Consider the following 26,773-nt stretch of genomic DNA (forward strand, 5'->3'; position numbering starts at 1 on the left):
TGCATAAAAATAAAAAATCGCCTATAGCGACTCTCAATAATAAAAAAACCGTCCTCCAGGGACGGACCGTTTTCCGAGATAACCACCCTATCAGGTACGGGGCAGAATAAAACCCGATACTATCTTCCATATAACGGTGGAAGTTCCGGCGGCACCTACTGATTGACACGTTCAGTTGCAGTTCCGGGGTGAATTTCAATGAACATTATTCTAGGCGGGCTTTCAGTCTACTGACCCACCCTCCCTGAAGAACATAGCACATCTACTTATCCCCTTCATCACCATTTTTTGTTTAATTTATAAAACTAATGTATTGCCAGCCTCCTGTAAAGCATGTAAGCCCTGACTGAACCTGTTGCCTCGAACAGCCTCCAAAAAAATTCGGCGGTTAAAAGCATTTAACCACAACCTTTCCTCAATTTTTTGGGGACCTTTCTTTAGTCATTATACCATACGCCAAAATTGATGACAAGAAAGTTTGCAATCAAAAATGTCTGAATTATTTATTAACTATTTACTGAGTTGCGTTGGCGCACAGCTTCGTACAGCAGTATGGCTGTCGATATCGCAACATTTAAAGATTCAGCGCGGCCCGGCATCGGGATATGAACGCGTTCAAACACAGCGGACATAACATTTCCCCCGGGACCCCTGGGTTCACTGCCGACAACCAAGGCGCAAGATTCAGTCAAATTACTTTCAAATATAACCTTGCCGCCGTGTGGCATACCGGCAACAAGTTTGATGCCATGACGATTAAAAAATGTTTCCACTTCATCAAACGCACTGTTACGAATAACCGGAATATGAAAAATTGAGCCCATGGTTGCCCGCAACGCTTTCGGGTTGAATATATCGGCAGTTCCTTTCAGAAGAATAACGCCATCCGCGCCTGCCGCGTCAGCCGAACGCACAATGGTACCCAGATTTCCCGGATCCGCAACCCCGTCAACCAGCACCAGCAGCCAGGGTCTCACTCCCGCATGCAGGTCATTCAGCTTATACCACCGCCACTTTACAACAGCCAAAATGCCCTGTGGGGTGACAGTATCAGCTAACTCTTCAAAAAGTGACTCTTCCACCTCCAAGACAGATATGCCTCTAACCGACGCAGCTTCCAGCAATGCCTGTCCACGGGCATTACACATTGCCTTCTCGCAATAAACTAGCATTTCCACGGAAAAGGATGATTCCAAAGCTTCTTCCACAAAACGCGTACCTTCGACCAGAAACTTTCCTTCTAAATCCCTGAAGCGGCGAGTTGCAAGGCGGCGCAAGTATTTTATGCGGGGATTTTGTCTGCTTATCAACCTATGGTAACCTACCTCTCCTCCAAATCCCTGAGTTTTGCCGCCCGGCCCACCACTACTAGGACATCTCCAGATTTGATCACCTGTTTGGCTCCGGGGGAGATAATTACTTCATTACCGCGCCTGATTGCCAGCACAGTAACCCCGTGTTTCATCCTGACATCTGCCTCTTCCAGAGTTTTTCCGGCAAATTCTTCCGGCGTTATCAGTTCAACGATGCTATAATCCGAAGAAAGATTTATCTGGTCAAGAATATTCTTGGAAACCAAAGCGTGAGCCACCCTGACCCCCATATCACGCTCAGGGAAGACCACATTATCGGCTCCGATTCTTTCCAGAACTTTTCCGTGCAGTTCTGTAACCGCTTTTGCCACAACTCTTTTTACACCCATGTCTTTAAGCATCACCGTTACCAGTATGTTTGACTGAATATCCTGTCCAATCGCCACAATCACCACATCAAAGTTGCGTATACCTAACGCCTTTAAAGCCTGTTCATCCATTGCGTCTACTTGGACGGCATGGGTTACGCTATCTTTAATATCATTTACTTTTTCTTCGTTAGTATCAACCGCCAGGACATCATAACCCATTTTGGCCAGAGTCAGCGCGACACTTCTGCCGAATCGCCCCAGTCCAATCACTGCCAACTGTTTCATATTTCCTTCCTTCTTCCCTCTACATATAAAAATATCACAAGCTTCCACTGCCCTTTTTTAAACCTGAGCATATTCCAAAGCACTTTATTTTTTTAAAAAAACATGATAATAGTTATCATGTTTTTTGTCATTATTAAATTATAATATCCTTAGAGTTTGGCTTTGGCCATCTCAACCAGACGGCCAAAGGATTGTGAGTCGTTAATTGCCATTTCCGCCAGTAACTTTCTGTTGATTTCAATACCCGCCAGTTTGAGACCGTTCATCAGGCGGCTGTATGAGATTCCGTTCATCCTGGCGGCCGCGTTGATCCTTGCTATCCAAAGCTTTCTAAAATCACGCTTTCTTGCTTTCCGGTCGCGATAGGCATAAACCAGCGACTTCATCACTTGCTGGTTGGCAACCCTGTAAAGTTTGCTTTTTGAACCCCGGTAACCTTTGGCTAATTTTAATACTTTCTTATGTCTTCTATGTGAAACCACACTGCTTTTAGCCCGTGGCATGTGAAATTCCTCCTTTATATGACCGAATCGATACAGGTATTGTTAGGGAATCAGCCTTTTCAGGCGACCGGCGTCGACAGCGCTGACAACAATTGCCTTGCGTAGGTTGCGTTTTCTTTTGGCGCTCTTTTTGCCAAGGATATGGCTATGAAAAGAATGGGAACCTTTAAACTCCCCGGTAGCCGTTTTTTTAAATCTTTTTGCCGCCCCACGGTGTGTTTTTATTTTAGGCAATTCGATACACTCCTTCCTAGTTATCCTGTTTTGGTGCTAGAATCATAATCATATTTTTTCCTTCTAATTTTGGCTGCCTTTCAACCGTTGAAAATTCTCCCAAGTACTCCGCCAGACGAGTAAGTAATTTCTGACCCAATTGAGTATGGACAATCTCACGTCCACGGAAGATAATGGTTGCCTTGACTTTATCGCCATCTTTTAAAAACCGGATAGCATTTTTGGCTTTTACATCAAAATCATGATCTTCGATATTGGGCCGGAGTTTAACTTCTTTAATACTGACAATCTTCTGCTTTTTCCTGGCTTCCTTCTCCCGTTTGCTCTGCTCGTACTTATACTTGCCAATGTCCATGATCCGGCAAACCGGCGGTTTCGCAGCAGGAGCCACTTCCACAAGATCAAGTTGCCTTTCTTCGGCCAAGCGTTGAGCCTCTCTGGCAGACATAATACCGAGTTGGGTGCCTTCGCTGTCAATCACCCTAACTTCCTTAGCCCTGATCTCCTCATTGACACGGAAATCTTTTGTGATAGCGTGTTCACCTCCCAATAAAAATAAAAAACGATAACTAAGACTATTTTAAATAAAAAAGCGGGCGTAATCCCACCCGCTAAAAGCTAATCATTTCTCAAGAAACCTAATGGACAGCGTTTTCTAAAACGCGTCATAAGGTGAGAAGCGGATGGCTTCTACTTTTAAATATTTGTCATTTAATGGCTGTATTATAACATATCACATTTACCAAGTCAATAAAAGCTTACAGACGTTAATCTTGACCTTCAATCGATCCCAGGCCGTGGGAGTAAAAATGCTCCCGCAGGTGATATATCATTTTTTCAGAGACGTCAAACTCCGCAGCTATCTCAACGTCTGTTTTATCTTCTTTAAGATCTTCAATAAATCGATCAAAGTCCACTCCGACTTCACCCGTCATTTCTTTAAGACTGGGCTCACTGCTCCAGGGGACACGGCTTTCTGTGACAAAGTCCATGTTGTCCATTTATTCACCCCGTTTTTTCAGTATTCTACCCAGCATCGGTCAGTTTAAATCAACCATTACAGCATTTTAGCGTTGTTAAATGGCTGCAATCATTTAATAACTTCAATATACCTTTTTCCCATTGCGGGAAATCAATCAGATTCAAACAGGCATTATCCAAGAATAGACGCCATTGCTCGTTAAGGTTAATCCCCAGCACACTACAGATAATAGCGCGAATCGCCCCTCCATGAGCCACTACTAGAACTTTTTCACCATCATGCTTTTTAATAATCTTTTTCACTTCGTTTACACAACGCTCCGCCATTTCTGACAGATTTTCCCCTTGAGGTATGCGTGTATCCAGAGGTCTGTTCCACCAACTCTTTATTTGTCCGGGATATGCCTCCTCAATTTCCTTCACGGTCATACCTTCCCAGACACCAAAATTCAGCTCTCTTAATGCTGGAGTTGTAATTACATCCATACCATGTGGTTGTGCGATAATCCTTGCTGTTTCATAAGCCCTGGTTAAATCGCTGCTATAAAAACAATGGATTTTATCACTGGCCAGGCGTTGAGACAACATCCCCGCCTGCTCGCGCCCCCGGTCAGATAGCAAGACATCTGAGTGGCCCTGTATTTTCATTATGGTATTCCATGATGTTTCCCCGTGCCGCACAAAATAAATCCGGCAAGTCATTAATCTCCCTCCAGTATTCATTCCAGAAGAACCTGGATTTATTGCTAGGTTCCAGATATATACTATAAATAATTAACGTCTATATCTGTACCTTTCTTTTATTCTGACTCCTGAATTCTGACTCCTGCAGTTACGATACTATTAAACTCTATTTATATTGAGCACCGGATATACTGCCAACAACAGCGTTACTTCCATTGCTTCATTGATAAAACCATATATATCCCCTGTAAGCCCACCTAACTTTTTCGTTATCAACAAGCCGGCCAGGCAGGTGAGCACAACACAAACCAGGATAAGCCAGAAACCTTGTACTCTAAATAAAACCCCCGTTATTGCAACCGCTATTAAAGTAGACACAGACAACTCTTTGGTTCCTGTATAAATCGCATATATTTTCCCCAAACCTTCCGGTCTGGCATAGGGAAACAATGTAATGGCAAATGTCATGGCCCAGCGGCTTAAAGACGGTACAATCAGTAAAATCCTTGTCAGTTCAGTGCCGGTTAGACCAAGCCATAAGTTGTATTTCAAAAGCAACAGGCACACAACCCCGACAACACCAAAAGCGCCTACCCTGCTATCATGCATAATATCCAATTTTCTTTCTCTTGACCGACCGCTAAATAAACCGTCAATACTATCCATAAAGCCGTCCAGGTGCACTCCGCCAGTCAAAACAACCATTCCTACGACAAGCAGCGCCGCCTCGACATTAACAGGGAAAAGCAACCTTACCGCCCAGTCTAAAACAGCCATGAGCGCGCCAAGGGTAAGTCCCACCAGTGGGAAAAACGCTGTTGACTTACCACAAGCGACTTCATCAAATTTTATGGTGGGTAAAGGCAATCTGGTAAGTTGATAAAAAGCAAACAGGATACTTTTCAAATTATGTCTCCCTAAGCTCTTTCAAATATCAAACACAGAATCGTTCCGGGCAATAGATTTAAGTTCCAGGGGAAGCCCGGCGATTACAAGATAGACACGGTCAGCTTTGCTGGCTAAAACCTGATTGACTTTGCCTGCCAGATCCCTAAAGGACCTGCCCAAAGACGATTCCGGGACAACACCCATCCCTACTTCATTTGAAACAACTACTAGATGTGCTCCTGACTCAACAACATCAGCAATTCCGGCAGCTTGCTCCATGATAAACAATTCTTTTTTTGACTTCGTTGTTCCCGGCTCAGGTAATTGGTCATCCAGTAGAATATTAGTTAACCATAAAGTCAGACAGTCCAGCAGAAATACATCGCCTTTACAGCCACTTAACATTACCTCAATTACATTTTTCTGTTCCTCAACAGTTATCCAGTCTTTAGGCCTAAAGGCCTGATGCAGCCGGATTCGTTCGGCCATTTCATCATCAAGCGATGCCGCGGTTGCAATATAAGTTATCTTGCTGCCTAAACCAATAGCTACCTTCTCGGCAAACTTGCTTTTACCGCTCCTAGCGCCGCCGATTATCAAGATTAGCTTGCCTTTCATCATTTTTCACCAATTAGTAATAATAAACCCCGTGCCCACCTGGCCGGGGGAAGACTATCTGATTGCATATCCCGTGAAATTTACTAGCGCTCAATGATTTCTTTAACTTTTATTATTAATTCTTCGATCAAATGCGGCAGTGGTTCTGACTTTAGCCCCACTATGTCGACACCTGCCCTGGTTAACGGTAATAAGATCTTTCTGGCAGGGCTGGAGGCAATCGCCTCAGCCATTTTTGGCGTTAATTCACCCTGCATGGAATTGGCGAATAAAATACTAATTGATCCAACAATTAGATCAACTCTTCCAGTGTTAAAAACTACGGCATTTTCACCGGTCGCGCCTTCATTCGCGCCTGCGCGCAACATTACTGAAGTAGCCAAAGCATTGGTTCCCAGCGCCAAGAGATCTACTTCTTCCGGCAAATCCCTTCGCAGCCTTTCGGTTATATGTTTACCTATACCGCCGCCCTGCCCGTCAATAACCGCAATTCGCATAATCCACCACCAATAAAAAATCATATTGAATTATACCACATTTAGACAGAAAATAAAGACCCTTCGGGTCTTAGTTTTTTACCGTTATGAATGTTAAAATACGATAACTAACAAATATTAACATACTGTGTGTAAAATTGTGGATATGTTATTAATTTCTATTTTAACATGGCCGTTGCAAGTTCACCGGAGCTCATTTTCCCTAATTTTGACTCCAATTCAACAATCCGTAAATTTTTATCAAGCAAACGCCTTGCATAGCGGCAATTATCCCGGTGAAGCCTGTGGTTTTCCTTCTCCAATTTGTTAAGGAAACCGGTTCTTTCCCTTTCAGTTCTTTCGATTAAATTCATTAACACTCTCCGGCTAAGCCGGAGTTGCTCAACTTTTTCCTCCAACTCCATTATCCTTCGCCTCAAGTAACAAACATCAACATTATCTTCCAATGCAACACCACCTTACCAGAATTCCAATGCTAGTATATGCATGGGAAGTATTAAATAGACATTATGACCATGCTGCGCTGTTCTAAAGGATTAGGTACCTTTTCTATTTTTCATTTCCTGAAGCACGGCATAAGATACTGTAACCATTCCAAGACCTTGACCCTCTTTATGACCTACACCGTGGTAATCTGACCCGCCCGTTATAATCAGATTATATTCTTCACCCAACTTTCGATAGTATTCAGATAATTCCCTCGAGTGCGAAGGGTGATATGCTTCTATACCGATTAAACCCTTTTGGACCAGCTCCAGTATTGATTTGCTGGAATAACTAAGTCCGGGATGGGCTAAAACAGGTAAGCCATTAGCTTTCCGGATTAGTTGAACAGCTTCAGCCGGCTCTATCTTATAACGTGGAACATATGCTGGACATCCTTTGCCGATGAATTTATCAAACGCCTCCGCCAAATCATTAACTACACCTGCTTCAACCATTGCCGCAGCTAAATGTGGACGTCCAACCGAACCAGTTCCTGAAAAGGCCATTACTCTATCCATCACAACCGGTAAACCCAGTTTCTGCAGCTTTCCAACCATTTGCTCAACGCGCTTTAATCTGTAGCTGCGAAACAACGAAATTGTTTTTAGAAATTCCTTATCAGTAATGTCCAGCAAATAACCAAGAATGTGTATTTCTTCCTCATTTGACTCTGTACTTAACTCAATGCCGGGGATAACTTCTATCCCAAAAACATGACCAGCTTCCATCGCTGGTTTAATACCTTCCACCGTATCATGATCTGTAATCGCAATCGCCTCTAGACCGATTTCTTTGGCACGGGCTACTACCTCCACGGGGCTGTCCGTGCCATCCGAGGCACTCGTATGTACATGCATATCCACTGGCACAATTATTCACCTGCTTTTCAGGTATTCAGAACCCGGAAGTCAGAATTCAGCATATTTCGGGAGCATAAACCATTCTCTTATTCTGACTCCTGATTACTGACTACTGACTCCTATTTAATTACCTGCCGGATTACCCTGATGAAGTTGCCACCGAGCACCTTTTTAATAACAAATTCATTATATCCCCGTTCTAATAAACCCGCTGTTATCACCGGCAAGCACGAGCAATCAACTAATCCTGCCGGTAATTCCTCCGTGCCGTCAAAATCCGAGCCGATCCCCACACAGTCCGGCCCGCCAACCGCGATAACATGTTCAATATGATCAAGAACATCATCTACTGAAGGGTTCTCGCCACCAAGAAAGTCAGGAACGAAAGTAACCCCCATTACCCCCCCATGCCCTGCGAGAGCTTTGATTTGCTCATCAGTTAAATTCCGGGGGTGGTCGCAAAGTGCCCTGCAGTTAGAATGAGAAGCAATTACCGGCTGCCGTGACGTTTTTATGACATCCCAAAAACCTTGTTCAGACAGGTGGGACACATCAACCAGCAAACCCAGTTCATTCATTTCTTCCACAACCGCTGTTCCAAACTCTGTCAATCCCTCTTCTGGACAATCTTCTCCAACACCGGTACCCAATTCATTACGCCCATTCCAGGTCAGGGTAATGCTGCGAACCCCCAACCTGTAAAAAACACGTAAAACTCCAAGACTCCCTGCCAGGGCCTCGCCTCCCTCAATAGAAAGGAAGGCGGCAATCTTACCGGACATTATTGCCTGATCAATTTCACCAATACTTTTTACATGTGAGATTACATCATTATTGTTTTCCATCTCCCGATGAAATAAATCAATTAGTTCTAACGCTCGCTTGGTTGCCACATTTTTGTATTCCGGAGCAATAAACGCGGCAAAGAACTGAACATTTACCTTCCCAACTTTCAGACGAGGCAGATCAATGTGACCAAGGCCCGAACAACCGGCGAGCGGCCTACCCTCATCAAGCATGGCGGTAAGCGCATCGCAATGGGTATCCAACACGATACTTTCATTATGTAAAGCTTCAGCTTTTTTATTAATTATTTTTTCCAAAATTCTTCCTCCAAGAACTAATTCGCTTAACAATAAAAAACCCTGTTTATAGATAATAAATAAACAGGATCTAACCAACCAGATGTAAATATAATATTTATCTCGGTTCAACAATTAATTTAATGGCAGTTCTCTCTTCCCCGTCAATAATGATATCAGTAAACGCAGGTATACAAATTAAGTCAACACCACTGGGAGCTACAAATCCTCTGGCTATCGCTACAGCTTTAACTGCCTGGTTTAGCGCGCCTGCTCCGATTGCCTGCATTTCGGCACAACCCCGCTCCCGAAGCACACCAGCCAGGGCACCGGCAACAGAATTTGGATTAGATTTTGCTGAAACTTTTAAGACATCCATTTAGCTACCTCCTTCATTACCATATATATATAAATATGCTGCAATGATTTGTCACCCTGAACTTCCTGTATAAAAAATATATTCGCGAGCAGTTGGAAAATACCTCTTTACTTAATGAAAAATGTTTAATTAAAAACAAAAGCTAGGTTACTCATAGTTTTGAATCCTACTAATCGACACTGCTTCTCCTGTAATTTCATCAATTTCAATAATTACACCGTTAAACTGGAAAAGACCGGACGCGACCTCAAATTTTAAGGGGATTTGGGTTATGAAACGTTTAATTACAATCTCCTTCTTAGCGCCGATCACTGATTCACAAGGACCGGTCATACCTAAATCAGTAATATAAGCAGTGCCCCCCGGCAGGATACGTTCGTCAGCAGTCTGTACATGCGTGTGAGTACCGCACACCGCAGAAACCCGCCCGGCAAGATACCACCCCATAGCAATTTTTTCCGAGGTTGCCTCGGCATGAAAATCCACAACTATTACTTTTGCTTTATCCGACAAGTTTTTTAACAACTCATCCACCTTACGGAAAGGACAGTCAATCGCTTGCATAAAAGCCCTGCCGGAGAGGTTTATTACTGCTACTTTTACCTTCCGTCTTGTTTCATAAATATTAACGCCGTTACCCGGAGTGCCGGGCGGGTAATTTGCCGGCCGCACTATTCGTTTTTCATGGTTAATGTATTCTAAAGCCTCTTTTTTGTTCCAGACATGATTACCCATTGTGAGGACATCTACCCCGGCAGAAAATAATTCCTGGGCAGTTTCTCTAGAGATGCCGTTACCACCAGCGGCGTTTTCACCGTTCGCAATAACCATATCCAATTCATGTTCATGTTTCAATTCGGTTAAGTTAACCTGCACAGCTGTTCTGCCAGGGCGCCCGACAACATCGCCGATCATCAACAAACGCACGTTTTTGACCCTCCTTTATTTGTCGAACACCAATACCTTGCCTTCCTCGCGAAAAGCAAACAGGTACTTGTCTTGACTGGTGCCTTTCATCCTCTCAAGCATATGCCCGATCATTTCTTCCTGAGCAACGATTTCTTCTTCGATATAATAATCGTATCCTTCAGTTACAAGATTATTATTAAAATATTGACGAAATAATTCCACGATCAATGTTATTTCTTCCTGAACCAGGGTATTTACATCACGCTGCACTTCTATAATAGTAAGATTATCACAGATCTGACTATTCAATAAAATAACATTATTATCCTTGCCTTCCAGCAAGTTGTATACTTCTATACTACTCAGCAGCCTTGCTTTTAAATCATTCAATTCATTATCAATTAAAACCTTAGAATACATAAAAGTAAATCTTAACAACTGTTTCTCAGGGTCGAAGTTTATAGCAGCCACTTCCGGGTAACAGACTAAAATTGAAATTAACAACCCGACACTGCTGTTAACATCGTTATTTTTACCTTTATAGCAAACTCCCAAAAAAGTCACCTTCCCTAAAATACCTACTAAAACATGTATAGATTCTGTTTCCTATAAAGGATTCCTGCTTTTTTTCAATCAAAGCGTCTAAAAAATATTTTCCAAAGAACAATTTGGCGACGAAAATATTTTTTTCAAGGAATAAAAAACGGCCCTTTGTAGAGCCGTTTTTTATTTATTTTGCGTATTCAACCACCCTTGTTTCCCGGATACTCACGACTTTGATCTGACCTGGATAATCCAACTCGTTTTCTATTCTTTTTGCGATATCCCGTACCAGCCTGATTGCGCCGATATCATCAATTTTATCAGGCTTAACCATAATGCGAACTTCACGTCCCGCTTGAATTGCGTAGGATTTCTCGACGCCCTCGAAGGAGTTGGCAATCTCCTCAAGTTTTGTGAGGCGCTTGATGTATGCTTCCAGCGTTTCCCTGCGTGCACCCGGTCGTGCGGCGGAAATAGCGTCGGCGGCCTGAACAAGAACAGCAATAGTTGTCTTCGGGTCTTCGTCTCCGTGGTGAGCGGCAATAGCATGAACAATATCATGCGATTCCTTGTATTTCTTAGCCAGGTCAACGCCGATAGTCACGTGCGGTCCTTCCACTTCGTGGTCGACCGACTTGCCTATATCGTGTAATAAACCGGCTCTTTTTGCCATTTGGATATCAACACCCAGTTCAGAAGCCATTAGACCAGCCAAGTGGGCAACTTCAACTGAATGCTTTAATACATTCTGGCCGTAACTTGTACGGAATTTCAGCCGTCCCAAAAGAATAACCAATTCCGGATGAATACCGTGCACACCTGTTTCAAAAGTCGCTTGTTCTCCAGCCTCCCTAATTTGGTTGTTGACCTCTTTTCGGGCTTTTTCAACCATTTCCTCAATACGTGCCGGATGGATTCTGCCATCAACGATCAATTTTTCCAGAGCAATCCTTGCCACTTCTCTCCGGATCGGATCAAAACCTGACAAAATCACAGCTTCCGGTGTATCATCAATAATAAGATCTATTCCTGTGAGCGTTTCAAAAGCGCGAATATTTCTACCTTCGCGTCCAATGATACGCCCTTTCATTTCATCACTGGGTAAAGGTATCACAGCTACTGTAGCCTCAGCGACATGATCCGCCGCACACCTCTGAATAGCTAAGGAAATAACATCACGAGCCCGCTTTTCCGCTTCTTCCTTAGCCTTGTTTTCCATGTCCTTTATCATTATTGCTACTTCATGCTGTATTTCTTTTTCAATATCGGTAAGCAGGATCTGTCTAGCTTCTTCAGATGTCATGCCAGATATCCGTTCCAATTCACCTAGCTGCTTGTTATATACTTCCGTAAGTTGATTTTTAACAGCTTCTATTTCTGTTTCTTTCCGGCTCAGAACATCCTCCTTTTTTTCTATTGAGTCAGCTTTGCGGTCCAGATTTTCTTCCTTCTGAACTAACCTGCGTTCCAGTCTTTGAAGTTCCGATCTGCGCTCCCGGTTCTCTCTCTCCACTTCATTACGTAGTTTTAGAACCTCTTCTTTGGACTCCAGAATTGCTTCCCGCTTTTTCGCTTCAGCATTCTTTTCAGCTTCCTCCAGTATTTTCTTTGCCTCGTTCTCAGCGGAAGTAATTTTAGCTTCAGCCAGGTATTTTCTCAGGAAATATCCTATTACAAAAGCTGCCAATGCAGATCCTATAATAATTATAATTAAATTAAATTCCAATACTTTTTTTCACCCCCTTTTTTTATTAAATTTTGTATGGCAACAAAAAAAAACCGAGTATAACTCGGTAGAAAATGAACTGATACTACTTTTTATTCTTGTCCAGATCACGGAAAGAAAAAAACCTCAAAATAGGTACCTTCCTAAATCCGGTTTAAGTAAAACCAAACCGGACTTCGACCTTAGAAATAAATTATTGGATTTTATCTATAATAAAACCCGTACATAGTAGTATCTAATTCTATTTTCTCCCAAATTAAATTGTACAGGTTTCTTTAAAAAATGTCAAGCTAAAACCAGGCATTTAAGACCTCAGGAGTATAAATTCAATATCTCTCGCCATCTTTGACTTTATGTTGGATCTTATTAATTACTTCACACGTAAAACCACGCCTGTTAAGCAAACTTACCAGCCGCGGCAGATTGTATGCCCCGCTACTCCGCAACATTTCTTTTTCAACTAGTTTCATGGCAGCATGATATTCCTTATCAAACCCAAGTTCACCCAGAATATCGTCAATAATACTAGTACAGATCCCTTTACCCCGCAGTTCTTGCTTTAACCCCCTAAGCCCTCTTTTGCCTAGCCTCTGGTTTACCCAACAGCGGGCAAATTCCATATCATCAATATAGCCGTACTCTCCCAAAACATCTAAAACTGGTCGTGACACTTCAGGACTAAAACCCTTTCGCTTCAGACACTGTTCCAACTCATGCTTGGAACGCCGGCGAAAAACCAACATCCGTAAGGCTAAAGACCTGGCTTTTTCAAATTCACTTTTCATTATTACTCAAATTGCCTTCTGCTATCCCTACAATTAAAGGCGTGTCTTTAACACTTGCAAGATTTTGAGCTATGCGAACTTTTTGTTCAACTTCTCTAGCTATGTCCGGATGCTCTTTCAAGAATTCCTTGACATTTTCCCGTCCTTGGCCGAGTCTTTCATCATTATAAGAATACCATGCCCCGCTTTTGTTGATTATGTTTAAATCAGCGGCGATATCCAGAATGCTGCCTTCTTTGGATATTCCCGTTCCGTACATAATATCGAAATCAGCCTGTTTAAAAGGAGGAGCCATTTTATTTTTCACCACCTTGACTCTGGTGCGGCTCCCAATAATATCAGCGCCTTGCTTGATATTTTCCTGTTTACGCACCTCCATGCGAATCGAAGCGTAGAATTTCAAGGCGCGCCCCCCGGTGGTAGTTTCAGGCGAGCCGTACATTATGCCAACTTTTTCCCTGATTTGATTAATAAAGACCACTGTAGTGTGCGACTTACTGATCGATCCGGTGAGCTTCCGCAGCGCCTGAGACATTAGCCGCGCCTGCAATCCGACGTGTGAGTCTCCCATCTCCCCCTCAATCTCAGCACGGGGTACCAGGGCAGCCACAGAATCAATAACGATGACATCTATAGCCCCGCTGCGCACCAAAGCCTCGGCAATTTCCAGCGCCTGTTCGCCGGTATCCGGCTGGGACACCAGCAGGTTCTCAATATCGACGCCCAGGTTCCTTGCATACGACGGATCGAGGGCGTGCTCGGCATCGATGAAAGCCGCTGCCCCACCTGTCTTCTGTGCCTCGGCGATGATGTGCAAAGCCACAGTTGTTTTCCCGGAAGACTCCGGTCCAAATATCTCTATAACCCTGCCGCGCGGCACTCCTCCGATGCCAAGAGCGATATCCAGCGCCAAAGTGCCTGTTGGAATAACCTCTACATTTAAATTAGCGGAGGCTTCCCCCAGCTTCATGATCGAACCCTTGCCGAATTGCCGTTCTATTTGCATAAGCGCCAGTTCTAAAGCTTTTTGTTTATCCGACAAAATATTACCTCCATTTTAGGGTGTTATTTTTACGGCATGAACACATGTTCGGTCCATTAATTAATTATATGGCGCTTTTTGGTTTGTGTCAATAACAATAATCAGATCATCTTATTATTTTTCTTGAAGGAAAGACCTTACCATACTTAACGCGGCATTAACTGTACCCATTCTTACAGCCAGCCGGTTACCGGGAAAGTGGAACTTCCGGTAAGAGGCGCCCTTTTCCGACGCCAGGGCAATATAAACCAACCCTATTGGTTTGTTCGGAGTGTCGCCATCCGGCCCGGCGATACCTGTTACGGCAAGACCCAGGCTTGTGTGAATCAGGTTCCGCACACCTTCAGCCATAGCCACTGCCGTCTCTTTACTGACGGCCCCGTGCGAGTCAATTATGTCGGGGGCCACTCCGAGGATCGCTTTTTTCACCTCATTGCTGTACGCAGCCACACCACCTATAAAGTATGCTGAACTACCGGGAATGTCAGTCAACCTCGCGGCAATTAATCCGCTGGTGCACGATTCTGCCACACCTATTGACATCCCTTTATCAAGCAGTTGTTTACCAACAATAACCTCTATATTTTCATCACCATAACCAAAAATATAATCTTTAAGACGACAACTTACCTTTTCCGATAGTTCTTCCACCATCTTTTCAGCTTGTTCCGCACTTGCCGCTTGCGCAGTTATCCGCACTTGCACCTGGCCCGGGCTGGCTAAATAAGTGATGCCTGGATTACCTTGCCCGCCCAGGTCTTTAATCAGATCCTGAACAGCTGACTCGGAAATACCGGTAACTTTGATTGCTTTAAACCGGGTAACCGCCCCGGAACCGGCTTTTTGGGACAAAATAGGCATTAGAGTATCCTCAAACATTGCAGTCAATTCGTGCGGCGGCCCGGGCAAAAGAGCAATAATTTTATTTCCCTTTTCAATTAATATGCCGGGCGCGGTTCCCCGTTTATTTGGTAAAATGGTTGCTCCTTGCGGAATATAGGCCTGCCTGATATTTGATTCCGGCATGGTCATGCCGCGGCGGTCAAAAAAATTCCTAATCCCGTCCAGCGATTTTTCATCAAGGACCAGGGGCAAGCCAAGCACGTGAGCGACAGTATCCTTGGTAAGATCGTCCGTGGTCGGACCAAGTCCCCCGGTGATTAGTATTAAATCAGACCGTTCCAGCGCCTGCCTGACAACCTGCTCCAGTCTTTCGAAATGATCTCCTACCGTGATATGCAATGCGACATCAAAATTAAGCTCTGACAACCATCTTCCTAAATACTGGGCATGGCTGTTCACAATACGGCCCTGGGTAAGTTCCGAACCGGTAAAAATAAGTTCTGCTTTCAAATCATCACACCCCGATATTAACTTTCAAGTCAAATTATAGCATAAACTGAAACGATACAGTAGGCTCAATATACTAAGAGGAAACGGATCAGCTCGAAAATTATTCAGGCCGATCCGTTTACCTAATGGATAATATTTATGGATAATATGTTGAAAATAATTAATTCAGCGCATTATATTCCCCGATGACTTTACGGAATTGCTCCCCAGTGATTTTTTCATTTTCCAACAGGATTTCTGAAATTTTTTTAAATACCTGTCGCGCTTCCGAAATTTGTTTTTTTACCCGTTGCTCCTGCTCCTGTATTATGCCGGTCAGAGTATTGTGTTTTAATTCCTGGGGAAGATTGTCAAAGCTTATTACGCCCAAATCCGACATGCCTGAACGCAACATTGTCTCGGCTGTGCGCATTGCTTGTTCAAAGTCATTGGCGGAACCAGTGCTGTGGTTACCCAAGATGGTTTCCTCAGCAACCGCGCCTGCCAGCATAACAGAAATTTGATTCTCAAGGTAATCTTTAGTATACAAGTAAGTATCATCTTCCGGGGTCTGGCGCATATACCCCAGAGCATCACCGCGGGGGGTAATGGTCAGGGTGGAAACAGAACCTGCCCGGACATGTTCGCTAATCAAAGCATGGCCAATCTCATGAATGGCTATTCGCTTCATTTCAGCCTCTGACGGACGTTTATCCAGCTTTCCGCCCATCATTACCTTATCAATTGACTCGTTAAAATGATGTTGCTTTATTACCGATGATTTTTCGCGCATAGCCAGGATAGCCGCTTCGTTTGCCAGGCTCTCCAAGTGGGCGCCTGAAAAACCAAAAGTTTCCCTGGCAATTACGTTCAATTTCACATCTTCAGCCAGTGGTTTGTTTCTTGTATGAATTTTTAGGATCTCCAGCCTGCCGTCTTTGTCAGGCAGGTCAACTTTAACAATCCGGTCAAAACGCCCCGGCCGCATAAGCGCCGGGTCAAGCATGTCAGACCGGTTAGTGGCGGCTACAAGCAATATCCTCACGTTATCATCAACTTTCAGACCGTCTATTTCCACAAGGAGCTGGTTTAGAGTCTGATCATACTCCAAATGACTGGTAGTTTGTCCACGCTTGCCGCCCAAGATTTCAATTTCATCTATGAAAATCAAGGCATAATTCTTTTTTTGGCGGGGTGCTGAATCTCTTGCTGTTTGAAACAATTTTCTTACTCGTTGAGCGCCGACTCCCGCATACATTTCAATAAATTCCGATCCGGAAGCAGCTATAAAGACAGCGTCTGTATAACTAGCCGCGGCCTTAGCCATCAGCGTCTTGCCGGTTCCGGGCGGCCCCGTAAGCAGGATACCCTTAAGCGGGCGAATACCCAAACTTCTAATGCTCTGGTGGTTTTTAATAAAGTCTAAAGCCTCGCGCAATTCATGGATTGCTGAGAATTGCCCGCCAATATCACTGAAGGAAATTTCGTAACGCCCCGCGCCTACCGGGCTGTCAAAATTTTTGGCGCCGACCATGCCCCTCATCCTGGCAACATAATAAAGTCCGCCGCCGGCAGCCAAAACAAATAAAAAAGGTGTTACATCATAGCCCATGATTATCATGGAAACTATCAGGGCAAGACTCAACCCTATGCTAATTTCCTTGAGCATTTGTTCCACCTCCGGCAAGGGGCGCCTTAATGCTGCCATTAGGCTGCCCTGTATCCCTGGCAATCACCTCGTCTAGGGTCCGCCCATCTTTTTTTAATCTGATGTAAATGTTCTTTTCGTCAATATTAATTTTCGCCTCAGCTCCTGCCGCACCGGCCTCCCGTTTGATCTCTTCCGCCATACTCCGGTAACTTCCCTGGGCAATCGCCTGGTAAACGGCAAACTGACTGTTGTACCACACCTGTTGCAAACTGTCATCCCTGTTGTCTTTCAACACGAGATAGTAAGGCCGCTGGCCCATTTTTTGGGTTAGCTCTTTCTGCAGTTCATTATATGACTGCATCAAATCCGCAGTGTCTTTAAATGTCAGCGTTATCTTGACCTGTTTGCCCTCGGTGCTTATTTGATAAGATTCGACAGCCTCATTACTGGACAAAACCATATTTAAGGGATTTTGAAAACTGTATTTTTGATAAACCCACTGGACGCTGAAGATAACAACAAGCCCTGCCAATAGCGAGAAGATAATTACCGGTATCTTTAAACCTTGCCATTGCATGGCGATCCCCTTTCCGAATGTTTGGAATGCTATACCGCCAATAATTATAGCATAAAAGGGTATTTTGTTTCCCTAGTGAATAACTGGATGAAGCCATGTATCAATAACCGCTTTTTTTAAATATTTTCCATGTGTTGTTAAAGTAATCGAAACCGGACCAAACAGTAAATATAACTGCGAAAGCCATGGTAATGCCGGCAATCGGCAAGTGAAACAAGCCATTTAAATGATCCCCGACAAACATGGCAACAATAGCCACTATCTGGGTAACAGTTTTGATCTTACCGAGCCTGCTGGCGGATAATATCTCCCCTTCGGCAGCGGCGACAGCCCGTAAACCGGTCACTGCGAATTCCCTGCTGATGATTACTACGGCAATCCAACCGGACAACCGGCCCATCTCGACCAAGATGATCAGGGCAGTTGATACCAATATTTTATCAGCCAACGGGTCCATAAATTTACCCAGCAGGGTTACTTGATTGTTTCGCCTCGCAAAATAACCGTCGAGTCCATCAGTAGCTGCGCCCAGTACAAAAACAAAGACAGCTAGATAGTCAGCGTAATGATATTTTAGTGAAGCAATTAATAAAAAAAAAGGTATGAGGAGTATACGGGCCATAGTTAAACGGTTGGGCAAATTCATTAAATTAATTCTCCAGTCAGATCATACTCCGAAGCATTGACTACCAGGACCTGCACAATATCACCCGGGCTCAACTTTACTCCTGACATAATATAAACCTTCCCGTCAATGTCAGGCGCATCCCCTTCACTACGGCCAAAATATTTCAACGGATCCATAGAATGAAATCCTTCAATCAGGACAGAAATTACGCTGCCAATCTTTTTCATATTTCTCTCAAGGGAAACTTCTTGTTGAATAGCCATGGCACGGTCCCGCCGTTCCGATTTTACTTCTTCAGGTATCTGGTCCGGCATACTGGCGGCGGCAGTATGTTCTTCCTGCGAATAAGTAAATATGCCGACTCGATCAAACTTAACTTCCCGTATAAAATCCAACAAATCTAAAAAATCAGCTTCGGTTTCACCGGGGAATCCCGTAATGAAAGATGTGCGTAAAGTTATGCCGGGTAAAGCCGTACGCAACTTTTCCACCAACCGTATTATCTCTTCACGGTTTCCACGTCTGTTCATCCGGGCCAACACATCATTGCTGGCGTGCTGGAGCGGCAGGTCCAGATAACGGCACACTTTTCTTTCGGATATCATTAAATTTATTAGTTCGTCCGTTAGTAGATCCGGGTAAGTATAAAGAAGCCTCAACCAGGCCGGCCCGTCAAGCGCCGCAAGATGTTTAAGCAAACCCACCAGAGAGGGTTTGCCGTAAAGATCAACTCCGTAACGGGTTGTATCCTGGGCAACCAGAACCAGTTCTTTTACACCACCTGCGGCAAGGCTTGCGGCTTCACTTGCTATATCATCAACAGGCCTGCTTCTAAATGGCCCCCTAATCCTCGGGATTACACAATAAGAACAGCAATTATCGCACCCTTCCGCTATTTTCAAAAACGCGGTGTATGATGGTGTAGATGTCAATCGCGGCAAACCGGCATCATGTAGAAAGCCGGGCGAGCCAACCATGGATACTTTTTTCCCCGCCAATATATTTTTTACTGCCCCGGCAATTTCCCTTATTGCCCCAGTACCGAGCAAACCGTCAATTTCAGGCATTTCATCCGTTAGTTCCCTGGGGTAGCGCTGGGCCAGACACCCGCAAACTAAAATTGCTTTGCAGGAACCCTCTTTCTTCAAACGGGCCAGCTCAAGTATTGTTTTGATGGACTCTTCCTTAGCATCGTTAATAAACGAACAGGTATTGATGATCAAAACGTCAGCTTCTTTTTCCCGGTTCGTTATGGCAAATCCGTCTTTTTTTAAAATGCCCAGCATGATTTCAGAATCGACCAGATTCTTTGGGCAACCCAAGCTAACCAGACCAATTTTTACACTCATTTACCAAACCCCTCTTTAAGAGCACAGTTTAAGTATAATCTTGGTTTGGTAATTTGTCAAAACATGGAATAATCTGGTCTTTATATAGTCGAATGGAGCAAGGCGCCGGAAGGATATATTTATTTGGCATAAGCAAATATGAAATAATAAAGTCATACGAATCGGAGATATTTGAAGATTTTATCGAAGCCAAGATAAATTGTTCACCCTAATTTTATATTATCCACAAATGAAATTAATTTATGACCTTGTTTGGTGAGCATCAAACTCAACCATACTATACATACAACAATGCACATTTGTAATTGCCGGGCGTAATCCCATGTAATTTGACTAAGGACAACCAATAATGCCGACAATGTCAGCATTATTATCAATGCTGATATTTTTAATCTTTTTCGCCTTGAGGGGGAAATTATCGGCGCTGCCGGCGAGTCCACAGGCGCCAGCAGGATCATCGCCACAAAACCCAATATAATGGCTGAAGCAGTTAGTATATCGGCATATGATTTTCCCAATGTGGAAAGCTTAACCGCCGACAGCGCAATCAGGGGATATATGGTAATGGTTATTATCCCGCAGCGCCAGGGGGAATTAGAATGGGCTCCTCCCGCTGTATGCCTGTACAATGTTGCAATAAAAATGCCGGTGGCTGTACCGGGCAATACGCCAAACAACATTCCAAGCATTAACGCGGCCACAATATTGATCAAGTTAAGCGTCAATACTTCAATTACATAAGTTAAAACCAGTTCCTTTTCATGCGAAAGTCCTGTTCTTACCGTTAAATAATTTGCCCAGCGTTTACTAAAAGCAAGATAACTCAAATTCTTCACCCACCTTTAGAAATATAAGTATTGTTTTATAAAATGTAGTTTCACAATATCCAATATTATAATTTATTTCCTCAAATGACCTCAAAATCCTGCAAAATAGCTGATTAAATTTCTTCAATATTCCAACACATTTCGACAATTATTACAATATTACTTGATAATTAATTTTTACATAAAGCAGGAATTTAGGAATTATTTATAGAAAAAACCATAAAATAAATTTCTGGAGTTCCCAATGATTACTATTGTAAAAAGCACTGCCCTGCATGGCCTGGAAGGTCAAATAGTTGAAGTGGAAGTAGATGTTTCCAAAGGTTTGCCCAGCTTTGACCTGGTTGGACTGCCAGATGCCTCCGTCAGGGAGGCCAAAGACCGCGTTCGCTCCGCAATAAAAAATTCCGGCTTCGAATTTCCAGTAAGGCGGATTACAGTAAACCTGGCGCCGGCCGACATTAAAAAAGAGGGACCGATGTACGATTTACCCATTGCGGTAGGGATACTCGCCGCCACCGAACAGCTTGACCCGGCACGTTGCGGCAGTTATGTGTATCTGGGTGAGCTGTCGTTAAACGGCTCTTTGAGAGGAGTTTCCGGCGTACTACCCAACATTTTGGCAGCCAGGGAAGCATTTATAAATGAAATAATCGTCCCTATGGAAAACGCGGAGGAAGCAGCGCTGGTTGAGGGGATGAAAATTTTCCCTGCTTGTTCTCTCTCAGAACTGGCCGGATTTTTGCGCGGGGTAAACGATATTGAACCCTATAAAATGGATCTTGATAAATTAATGGTCTTGAATAACGATAATGAGCTTGATTTCGCGGACGTTAGAGGACAGCAGGCAGCCAGGCGGGCGCTGGAAGTTGCGGCGGCCGGAGGCCACAATATTATCATGTTGGGCAGCCCGGGCTCCGGGAAAACCATGCTGGCAAGACGCTTGCCAGGTATCCTCCCCGATCTGACTTTTCCTGAAGCTATTGAAGCGACAAAAATTCACAGCCTGGCCGGTTTGCTGCCACCAGACCGGCCGCTGATTACCAGGCGGCCTTTCAGATCCCCCCACCACACCGCATCCACGGCCAGTATCATCGGCGGAGGCAGGGTTCCTAAGCCAGGAGAGGTCTCACTGGCTCACCATGGTGTACTATTCCTTGATGAGATGCCTGAATTTCACAAGGACGCCCTGGAAGCCTTGCGCCAGCCCTTGGAAGACGGCGTTGTAACAATATCCCGGGTGAGCGCGAGTATTAACTATCCAGCCGGTTTAATGCTGGTAGCCGCCTGCAACCCCTGCCCTTGCGGCTACTACGGCGATTCCGCGCGAGAATGCAAATGCACCCCTTACCAGGTTGAGCGTTACATTTCACGCCTCTCTGGCCCGCTTCTGGACCGCGTGGACATTCACATCGAGGTGCCTAGACTATCTTTCGAGGATATAGCCACAGGTAATAAGCCGGAAGGTTCAAAAGCGATCAAAAAGAGAGTGGAAGCAGCCCGCGCGCGTCAGCGAGCGAGGTTCGGCGCGGGAGAACAAGACGGATTTACAAAGAATACAGCACCGGCAAACAATGCCCGGATGGGTCCCGGAGAAGTGCGCCGTTACTGCAAGATGACCAAAGCCGCCCGCAGCCTGCTCAAAGAAGCCTTCAAGCAATTATCATTAAGCGCCCGCAGCCACGACCGGATCTTGAAAGTTGCCCGCACTGTCGCTGATCTGGAAGGTTCCGAACTGATCGAAGAATCCCACGTGGCTGAAGCGATTCAATACCGTTCTTTAGACAGGCGTCACTTAATTTAATAATGGTTGCCGTCATTATTGAAAAACCATCAATCGTTGAATATCATTCGTTAGCGCTGGAAAAGATAAAATTTATTAATGATAATAATGACACTATTGGAGGGCTACAAATGAAGGGTACTTACTATGACCCGGGCAAAATGGAATCGAGAGCCGTTGACATCATTGATAACGTACCTTTAAATGCGACAGAAATAGGCGCGTGTTGGAATACTTATATGCAATATACGATGTTTGTCTGTATCTTTAAATACTTCAGTCAGACGGCTGAGGATAACGAAATACGCCCTATTATGGAAGATGCTGTTGATATATGCGCCAAGAGAGTTAAATGGGTTACTGAACTCTTTAATAAGGAAGGCCTGCCTATACCATTCGGTTTTTCCGATAACGATGTAGATCTAACAGCACCTAGACTCTTCACGGACCCTTATTACCTTTATTACATGATTAACGCCAATAAAATTTCCGTCGGGATAAGTGGCTTGTCTTTCGTAACTTCGGGACGCGCCGATGTTCGCGATTTCTATGACCGCTGTATAAATTCAACTATACATCTTTTTAACAATTCAATAAATGTTTTATTATCTAAAGGGCTGTATGTAAGGCCGCCTCTTATAACCGTCTCGAAGAACGCTGATTATGTGAAAAATCAGGACTTTTTAGGGGGTTTCCTAGGTGAGCGAAGGACCCTTCTAGCCCAGGAAATATCGGCGCTTTTCTATGGCATCGTGACAAATAATGTCGGTAAAAGGCTATTGATGGGATTCAGGCAGACAGCCCGTTCTAATCAAGTGAGAAAGTATATGGACCGGGGAATTAAGTTGGCCAATAATCTGATAGAAACTTTCAGTTCCTCCCTAACCCAGGAAGATATACCTGATCCAGTCCAGTGGGATTTCATGGTTACGGATTCAACAACCCCACCTTTTTCGGATAAGCTAATGATGTACCATACCATACTAATCACTACCGCCGGCATTTTAAACTACGCGGCATCTTTAGCAACCAGCCCACGGCATGATTTAGTCGTCCACTACACCAAAGCTCTCAACGAAGTGGCTAATTATTCTGAGGATGGTATAAATATAATGATTGATAACGGCTGGTATGAAGAACCGCCCAGGACCGTGGATCGGCGGAAACTGGTAAATAAACCGAAGCATTAGCCGGTAGGGCGATAGTCAAAAAGCGTTTTCAATATGTTCCAATCTTTTGACCTTGCTTTCGCCGTCAAACAAAATCGCCACAACGTCAAACCGGCATGCGGAGCCGGTTTTTCCAGAGGCTTTCAGGTAGTGCCAGGCTAACTGGCGAAGCTTGTTTTGCTTGCGGCTGGTAATACTTTCTTGAGCTGAACCGTACTGCTCTCCGCTTCTTGCCCGAACTTCCACAAAAACAAGAACACCGCCATCAAGGGCTATTAGATCAATTTCACCCAACTGGCAGCGATAATTCCTGCATAGTATCCTATAGCCGTTTTTTTCAAGGTATTTTGCCGCGGTTTCTTCACCCTGCCGCCCCAAAAGCTTTCGCTGTATCGTCATCCAATCTCACCTGGCGAGAATTTGCTAACCATTGATTAATACCGAATCCATCACCGGGCGGAAACCCGCCCGGTGAATCGGACACGGCCCCAAACGGGCCAGCGCATTCAAGTGCTCCGGTGTCGCGTAACCCTTGTGCCGGTTAAAACCATATTCGGGATAGGATTCATGATATGAATCCATTATATGGTCCCGCTCCACCTTGGCCAGTATTGAGCCTGCAGCAATGGAAGCGCTTAAGCCATCGCCCCCGACTATCGGCATCTGCGGAATCACCAGCTTTTCAATACGGAAACCGTCCACCAGAACGTAAGCAGGCTTCACCTTGAGTCCCAGCACGGCCCTGCGCATGGCGGTCAAACCCGCGTGGTGAATATTTTGACGGTATATTTCTTCGACCGTCGAGATCCCGACGGCCCAAGCCAAAGCTGTTTCTTTAATCTGTCCGGCCAGCAGTTCCCTTTTCTGCGGTGTGAGTTTTTTTGAGTCATTCAAATCAGGCAGGTGAACTTTGTCGGGCAATATCACCGCAGCGGCTACCACTGGACCAGCCAGCGGTCCACGGCCCGCCTCGTCTACTCCGGCCACCGGGTGATAACCGTTGGCTCTAAGATCGTCCTCATACACAAATAATTTTGCCAACCGCTGCGCTTCCGCTATCGCGGCGCTTTCAGCCTTTTTTAACTTGCGGTAAATTTCCCGTACTCCAGCTCTTTGATCTCTCGCCAAAGCAATAATGAATTCTTCGCTAGCTCCCGCCGAACTTTTTACAAGTTCTTTTATCTCAGTTACAGATAAACCGGATATATCCAAGGTGCTGATTTACCCCCAAAAACATATAAATTTTGCATGCCTAGATTTGTTTATTTCGATAACTTGTCTAAATATTCCTGCCCTGTTAATAATATATTTTTTACACCTTGTTACATACCCAAAGCTCGGCGAAAGCGAATTTGTTGTTTCGATATAAGCAAATAAAAAATCCAACCGCTGCTCAGTTGGACTGAAGTTGCTTAATGTCTTCCGGATAATCTAACGTTATTCTGCCGAATTTTCCTTCGCGAAACTCTTTAAGAACATTATGCGCGGACTTTTGCAAATCCACTACACCGCCCGTACCGATAAACCCCCTGCTCGTGCCAATCAATTCAAGCATTTCCCCTGTTTCTACCGGCAAACGTTGTAATTTATAACGCTTTTTGATAGCTTCCGGATAGTTTTCCGCCATCCACTTGACCAATTGCCCGGCAACATCATAAATATTAAAAACTTCTTCTTTAATGGCGCCGGTAACCGCCAAGCGGAAGGCAGCCTCCGGATCAGTGAACTTTGGCCACAAAATGCCCGGCGTATCCATCAGTTCAAGGTTGCCGGCCATTCTGACCCATTGTTGCCCCCGGGTAACACCCGGTTTATACCCGGTTCTAGCAGCCCGCCGATCCGCAAGTTTATTAATAAGAAATGATTTCCCCACATTAGGGATGCCCAACACAATACAACGCGCGGCCCTTGGCCGGCGGCCGGCTGATATTAGCGACTCCATCTTAGGCGCGGCTAACTGCTTGACCAAAACCGGCACGGCCCGCACTCCGCTGCCGCTGATTAAGTCGACCGCCGCCGCGGGTGTACCTGAATTTATAAATTTATTCAGCCAAAGTCCGGTTAATTTCGGATCAGCCAGATCGCTTTTATTTAAAACCACAAGTTTCGGTTTTGGGCCAGTTATTTCATTAATGTCGGGGTTGCGGCTGCTAGCCGGAATCCTGGCGTCCAACACCTCAATTACCACGTCAACCAGCTTTAAGTTTTCCTTAACTTCCCTTTTGGCTTTGGCCATGTGGCCGGGGTACCATTGGATATCCATGTCACTGTACCACACCGGCCCGGCCCGGCGGCCAGTAAATTACCACTGCCTTGCCCACAATCAATTCCTTTGGCAGGAACCCCCAGACGCGGCTGTCGTCGCTGTTATTCCGGTTGTCACCCATCATAAAATAACTGCCGGCAGGTACTTCCACCGGTCCATAATCCGCAAAACGCAGTCCTTGAGGTAGATAATCTTCCGACACACGCTGACCGTTTATATAAAGAACACTATTTTTTATCGCAACGGTTTCCCCGCCCACTGCGATCATTCTTTTAACAAAGTTTCGTTTCGTGTCAAGCGGATATTTGAATACTACCACATCTCCGCGTTTAGGTTCCTGAAAGTGGTAATTTAGTTTGCTTACGATAATCCGGTCATTCTCCTTCAATGTAGGTTCCATGGAGCCGGAAGGAATATAAAACGGCTCCAAAATAAACAACCTGATGATTACGGCCAGCAGGACCGCGATTGCCACGGACTCCAAAACTTCTCTAAAAAAAGGCCGGTTATCTTTTTGCGGGGAAGATACCTCATTGTTACTTTCAAACTGCACTTTACTGCCCCCTCAGAATGAAAAAAATGATAGCGTAAAAAACAGGGACTGCTTATGACCAGTCCCTTTTTCATCACCTTTTATCGCGCTTATCCTGGATGCGAGCAGCTTTACCATGCAGCTTGCGCAAGTAATAGAGTCTGGCCCGGCGAACCCGGCCTCTTCTAACGACATCAATGCGTTCAATTTTCGGTGTGTGCAGGGGGAATGTTCTTTCTACTCCCACCCCGTATGAAACCCGCCTAACTGTAAATGTTTCGCTAAGGCCGCCGCCCCTGCGTCTAATCACGACACCTTCAAAAACCTGGACTCTTTCCCGGCCGCCTTCAACAACTTTAACATGCACCCGGACAGTGTCACCAGGGCTGAATTTTACAATATCCTTCTTAACTTGTTCTTGTTCAATCATATTTATTAGATTCATCTCTGATGTTCCCTCCTTCCATTACTAC

33 protein-coding genes are annotated in these 26,773 nt (G+C 44.6%); 2 read left to right on the forward strand and 31 right to left on the reverse strand.

Features of this window, described 5'->3' with window-relative positions; translation table 11 throughout:
- Positions 1–305: 305 nt before the first annotated feature.
- The 26 genes from L7E55_RS03415 to L7E55_RS03540 all read right to left on the reverse strand — a co-directional run bounded on the left by L7E55_RS03415 (position 306) and on the right by L7E55_RS03540 (position 20,550).
- Positions 306–398 carry a YqzL family protein gene (locus L7E55_RS03415; RefSeq protein ID WP_277442653.1) on the reverse strand — a complete coding sequence of 31 codons (93 nt, stop codon included), beginning with the start codon at positions 396–398 and terminating at the stop codon, positions 306–308.
- Positions 399–506: 108 nt separating this feature from the next.
- Positions 507–1,310 (reverse strand): TrmH family RNA methyltransferase, encoded by an 804-nt coding sequence (locus L7E55_RS03420; RefSeq protein WP_277442654.1) that lies wholly within the window; start codon positions 1,308–1,310, stop codon positions 507–509.
- A gap of 11 nt (positions 1,311–1,321) precedes the next feature.
- Positions 1,322–1,969 carry a potassium channel family protein gene (locus L7E55_RS03425; protein WP_277442655.1) on the reverse strand — a complete coding sequence of 216 codons (648 nt, stop codon included), beginning with the start codon at positions 1,967–1,969 and terminating at the stop codon, positions 1,322–1,324.
- A 149-nt stretch (positions 1,970–2,118) separates the two neighbouring features.
- Entirely contained in the window at positions 2,119–2,472 is a 354-nt protein-coding gene (gene rplT / locus L7E55_RS03430; RefSeq protein ID WP_277442656.1) for a 50S ribosomal protein L20, read from the reverse strand.
- A 42-nt stretch (positions 2,473–2,514) separates the two neighbouring features.
- On the reverse strand, positions 2,515–2,706 hold the full coding sequence (gene rpmI / locus L7E55_RS03435; RefSeq protein ID WP_277442657.1) for a 50S ribosomal protein L35: 192 nt from the start codon (positions 2,704–2,706) through the stop codon (positions 2,515–2,517).
- 16 nt (positions 2,707–2,722) lie between these two features.
- Positions 2,723–3,238, reverse strand: coding sequence for a translation initiation factor IF-3 (infC, locus tag L7E55_RS03440; protein ID WP_277442730.1), 516 nt, complete (start codon positions 3,236–3,238; stop codon positions 2,723–2,725).
- Positions 3,239–3,473: 235 nt separating this feature from the next.
- Positions 3,474–3,707 (reverse strand): helix-turn-helix domain-containing protein, encoded by a 234-nt coding sequence (locus L7E55_RS03445; protein WP_420852000.1) that lies wholly within the window; start codon positions 3,705–3,707, stop codon positions 3,474–3,476.
- A 49-nt stretch (positions 3,708–3,756) separates the two neighbouring features.
- On the reverse strand, positions 3,757–4,389 hold the full coding sequence (gene cobC / locus L7E55_RS03450) for an alpha-ribazole phosphatase (RefSeq protein WP_277442658.1): 633 nt from the start codon (positions 4,387–4,389) through the stop codon (positions 3,757–3,759).
- Between the two features lie 141 nt (positions 4,390–4,530).
- On the reverse strand, positions 4,531–5,277 hold the full coding sequence (cobS, locus tag L7E55_RS03455) for an adenosylcobinamide-GDP ribazoletransferase (RefSeq protein WP_277442659.1): 747 nt from the start codon (positions 5,275–5,277) through the stop codon (positions 4,531–4,533).
- 21 nt (positions 5,278–5,298) lie between these two features.
- A complete protein-coding gene (gene cobU / locus L7E55_RS03460; RefSeq protein ID WP_277442660.1) occupies positions 5,299–5,880 on the reverse strand; it encodes a bifunctional adenosylcobinamide kinase/adenosylcobinamide-phosphate guanylyltransferase in 582 nt (193 codons plus the stop codon).
- An 80-nt stretch (positions 5,881–5,960) separates the two neighbouring features.
- Positions 5,961–6,374 (reverse strand): DUF3842 family protein, encoded by a 414-nt coding sequence (locus L7E55_RS03465; protein WP_277442661.1) that lies wholly within the window; start codon positions 6,372–6,374, stop codon positions 5,961–5,963.
- Positions 6,375–6,532: 158 nt separating this feature from the next.
- Positions 6,533–6,778 carry a translation initiation factor 2 gene (locus L7E55_RS03470; RefSeq protein WP_420852002.1) on the reverse strand — a complete coding sequence of 82 codons (246 nt, stop codon included), beginning with the start codon at positions 6,776–6,778 and terminating at the stop codon, positions 6,533–6,535.
- 132 nt (positions 6,779–6,910) lie between these two features.
- Positions 6,911–7,729, reverse strand: coding sequence for a PHP domain-containing protein (locus tag L7E55_RS03475; RefSeq protein WP_277442663.1), 819 nt, complete (start codon positions 7,727–7,729; stop codon positions 6,911–6,913).
- 110 nt (positions 7,730–7,839) lie between these two features.
- Positions 7,840–8,823 (reverse strand): dipeptidase, encoded by a 984-nt coding sequence (locus L7E55_RS03480; RefSeq protein WP_277442664.1) that lies wholly within the window; start codon positions 8,821–8,823, stop codon positions 7,840–7,842.
- A gap of 97 nt (positions 8,824–8,920) precedes the next feature.
- Positions 8,921–9,181: a stage V sporulation protein S gene (locus L7E55_RS03485; RefSeq protein ID WP_134217659.1), complete on the reverse strand. Its 261-nt coding sequence runs from the start codon at positions 9,179–9,181 to the stop codon at positions 8,921–8,923.
- 147 nt (positions 9,182–9,328) lie between these two features.
- On the reverse strand, positions 9,329–10,108 hold the full coding sequence (locus L7E55_RS03490; RefSeq protein ID WP_277442665.1) for a TIGR00282 family metallophosphoesterase: 780 nt from the start codon (positions 10,106–10,108) through the stop codon (positions 9,329–9,331).
- Between the two features lie 15 nt (positions 10,109–10,123).
- Complete coding sequence (locus L7E55_RS03495; RefSeq protein ID WP_420852001.1) at positions 10,124–10,654, reverse strand: hypothetical protein; 531 nt, start codon at positions 10,652–10,654, stop codon at positions 10,124–10,126.
- 166 nt (positions 10,655–10,820) lie between these two features.
- Positions 10,821–12,359 (reverse strand): ribonuclease Y, encoded by a 1,539-nt coding sequence (gene rny / locus L7E55_RS03500; RefSeq protein WP_277442667.1) that lies wholly within the window; start codon positions 12,357–12,359, stop codon positions 10,821–10,823.
- A gap of 326 nt (positions 12,360–12,685) precedes the next feature.
- On the reverse strand, positions 12,686–13,144 hold the full coding sequence (locus tag L7E55_RS03505) for a regulatory protein RecX (protein WP_277442668.1): 459 nt from the start codon (positions 13,142–13,144) through the stop codon (positions 12,686–12,688).
- Positions 13,134–14,150, reverse strand: a complete 1,017-nt coding sequence (recA, locus tag L7E55_RS03510) for a recombinase RecA (protein WP_420852003.1) — start codon at positions 14,148–14,150, stop codon at positions 13,134–13,136. The genes L7E55_RS03505 and recA overlap by 11 nt, the downstream gene beginning before the upstream one ends.
- Before the next feature lie 150 nt (positions 14,151–14,300).
- On the reverse strand, positions 14,301–15,539 hold the full coding sequence (locus tag L7E55_RS03515; protein ID WP_277442670.1) for a competence/damage-inducible protein A: 1,239 nt from the start codon (positions 15,537–15,539) through the stop codon (positions 14,301–14,303).
- A 160-nt stretch (positions 15,540–15,699) separates the two neighbouring features.
- On the reverse strand, positions 15,700–17,187 hold the full coding sequence (locus L7E55_RS03520) for an AAA family ATPase (protein WP_277442671.1): 1,488 nt from the start codon (positions 17,185–17,187) through the stop codon (positions 15,700–15,702).
- Entirely contained in the window at positions 17,171–17,746 is a 576-nt protein-coding gene (locus L7E55_RS03525; protein WP_277442672.1) for a hypothetical protein, read from the reverse strand. Before L7E55_RS03525 ends, L7E55_RS03520 begins: the two co-directional genes overlap by 17 nt.
- A 100-nt stretch (positions 17,747–17,846) precedes the next feature.
- Positions 17,847–18,392 (reverse strand): CDP-diacylglycerol--glycerol-3-phosphate 3-phosphatidyltransferase, encoded by a 546-nt coding sequence (gene pgsA / locus L7E55_RS03530; protein WP_277442673.1) that lies wholly within the window; start codon positions 18,390–18,392, stop codon positions 17,847–17,849.
- Complete coding sequence (gene rimO, locus L7E55_RS03535) at positions 18,392–19,723, reverse strand: 30S ribosomal protein S12 methylthiotransferase RimO (RefSeq protein WP_277442674.1); 1,332 nt, start codon at positions 19,721–19,723, stop codon at positions 18,392–18,394. The genes pgsA and rimO overlap by 1 nt, the downstream gene beginning before the upstream one ends.
- Before the next feature lie 203 nt (positions 19,724–19,926).
- Complete coding sequence (locus tag L7E55_RS03540) at positions 19,927–20,550, reverse strand: accessory gene regulator ArgB-like protein (RefSeq protein WP_277442675.1); 624 nt, start codon at positions 20,548–20,550, stop codon at positions 19,927–19,929.
- Between the two features lie 244 nt (positions 20,551–20,794).
- Between L7E55_RS03540 and L7E55_RS03545 the strand changes: the two genes are divergently transcribed.
- Positions 20,795–22,354, forward strand: a complete 1,560-nt coding sequence (locus L7E55_RS03545) for a YifB family Mg chelatase-like AAA ATPase (RefSeq protein ID WP_277442676.1) — start codon at positions 20,795–20,797, stop codon at positions 22,352–22,354.
- A gap of 110 nt (positions 22,355–22,464) precedes the next feature.
- A complete protein-coding gene (locus L7E55_RS03550; RefSeq protein WP_277442677.1) occupies positions 22,465–23,523 on the forward strand; it encodes a DUF3231 family protein in 1,059 nt (352 codons plus the stop codon).
- Positions 23,524–23,538: 15 nt separating this feature from the next.
- Here the strand turns inward: L7E55_RS03550 and L7E55_RS03555 are convergent, their stop codons facing one another.
- From L7E55_RS03555 to rplS, 5 genes are all read right to left on the reverse strand, one after another.
- On the reverse strand, positions 23,539–23,901 hold the full coding sequence (locus L7E55_RS03555) for a YraN family protein (protein ID WP_277442678.1): 363 nt from the start codon (positions 23,899–23,901) through the stop codon (positions 23,539–23,541).
- Positions 23,902–23,925: 24 nt separating this feature from the next.
- Positions 23,926–24,714 carry a ribonuclease HII gene (locus tag L7E55_RS03560; protein WP_277442679.1) on the reverse strand — a complete coding sequence of 263 codons (789 nt, stop codon included), beginning with the start codon at positions 24,712–24,714 and terminating at the stop codon, positions 23,926–23,928.
- Between the two features lie 181 nt (positions 24,715–24,895).
- A complete protein-coding gene (gene ylqF / locus L7E55_RS03565) occupies positions 24,896–25,765 on the reverse strand; it encodes a ribosome biogenesis GTPase YlqF (protein WP_277442680.1) in 870 nt (289 codons plus the stop codon).
- A 1-nt stretch (position 25,766) separates the two neighbouring features.
- Positions 25,767–26,321 (reverse strand): signal peptidase I, encoded by a 555-nt coding sequence (gene lepB, locus L7E55_RS03570; protein WP_277442681.1) that lies wholly within the window; start codon positions 26,319–26,321, stop codon positions 25,767–25,769.
- Between the two features lie 73 nt (positions 26,322–26,394).
- Positions 26,395–26,745: a 50S ribosomal protein L19 gene (rplS, locus tag L7E55_RS03575; protein WP_277442682.1), complete on the reverse strand. Its 351-nt coding sequence runs from the start codon at positions 26,743–26,745 to the stop codon at positions 26,395–26,397.
- Positions 26,746–26,773: the final 28 nt, after the last annotated feature.

The organism is Pelotomaculum isophthalicicum JI, from assembly GCF_029478095.1.
Lineage (GTDB): Bacteria > Bacillota > Desulfotomaculia > Desulfotomaculales > Pelotomaculaceae > Pelotomaculum_D > Pelotomaculum_D isophthalicicum.

Excerpts from the sequence above, each read along its gene's own strand:
- L7E55_RS03415 (WP_277442653.1), bottom strand. The coding sequence starts at position 398 with ATGCTTTTAACCGCCGAATTTTTTTGGAGGCTGTTCGAGGCAACAGGT.
- L7E55_RS03425 (WP_277442655.1), bottom strand. The coding sequence starts at position 1,969 with ATGAAACAGTTGGCAGTGATTGGACTGGGGCGATTCGGCAGAAGTGTC.
- rplT (WP_277442656.1), bottom strand. The coding sequence starts at position 2,472 with ATGCCACGGGCTAAAAGCAGTGTGGTTTCACATAGAAGACATAAGAAA.
- L7E55_RS03445 (WP_420852000.1), bottom strand. The coding sequence starts at position 3,707 with ATGGACAACATGGACTTTGTCACAGAAAGCCGTGTCCCCTGGAGCAGT.
- cobC (WP_277442658.1), bottom strand. The coding sequence starts at position 4,389 with ATGACTTGCCGGATTTATTTTGTGCGGCACGGGGAAACATCATGGAAT.
- cobU (WP_277442660.1), bottom strand. The coding sequence starts at position 5,880 with ATGATGAAAGGCAAGCTAATCTTGATAATCGGCGGCGCTAGGAGCGGT.
- L7E55_RS03465 (WP_277442661.1), bottom strand. The coding sequence starts at position 6,374 with ATGCGAATTGCGGTTATTGACGGGCAGGGCGGCGGTATAGGTAAACAT.
- L7E55_RS03470 (WP_420852002.1), bottom strand. The coding sequence starts at position 6,778 with ATGGAGTTGGAGGAAAAAGTTGAGCAACTCCGGCTTAGCCGGAGAGTG.
- L7E55_RS03485 (WP_134217659.1), bottom strand. The coding sequence starts at position 9,181 with ATGGATGTCTTAAAAGTTTCAGCAAAATCTAATCCAAATTCTGTTGCC.
- L7E55_RS03505 (WP_277442668.1), bottom strand. The coding sequence starts at position 13,144 with ATGAAAAGTGAATTTGAAAAAGCCAGGTCTTTAGCCTTACGGATGTTG.
- recA (WP_420852003.1), bottom strand. The coding sequence starts at position 14,150 with ATGCAAATAGAACGGCAATTCGGCAAGGGTTCGATCATGAAGCTGGGG.
- L7E55_RS03520 (WP_277442671.1), bottom strand. The coding sequence starts at position 17,187 with ATGCTCAAGGAAATTAGCATAGGGTTGAGTCTTGCCCTGATAGTTTCC.
- L7E55_RS03525 (WP_277442672.1), bottom strand. The coding sequence starts at position 17,746 with ATGCAATGGCAAGGTTTAAAGATACCGGTAATTATCTTCTCGCTATTG.
- pgsA (WP_277442673.1), bottom strand. The coding sequence starts at position 18,392 with ATGAATTTGCCCAACCGTTTAACTATGGCCCGTATACTCCTCATACCT.
- rimO (WP_277442674.1), bottom strand. The coding sequence starts at position 19,723 with ATGAGTGTAAAAATTGGTCTGGTTAGCTTGGGTTGCCCAAAGAATCTG.
- L7E55_RS03545 (WP_277442676.1), top strand. The coding sequence starts at position 20,795 with ATGATTACTATTGTAAAAAGCACTGCCCTGCATGGCCTGGAAGGTCAA.
- L7E55_RS03550 (WP_277442677.1), top strand. The coding sequence starts at position 22,465 with ATGAAGGGTACTTACTATGACCCGGGCAAAATGGAATCGAGAGCCGTT.
- L7E55_RS03555 (WP_277442678.1), bottom strand. The coding sequence starts at position 23,901 with ATGACGATACAGCGAAAGCTTTTGGGGCGGCAGGGTGAAGAAACCGCG.
- ylqF (WP_277442680.1), bottom strand. The coding sequence starts at position 25,765 with ATGGATATCCAATGGTACCCCGGCCACATGGCCAAAGCCAAAAGGGAA.
- rplS (WP_277442682.1), bottom strand. The coding sequence starts at position 26,745 with ATGAATCTAATAAATATGATTGAACAAGAACAAGTTAAGAAGGATATT.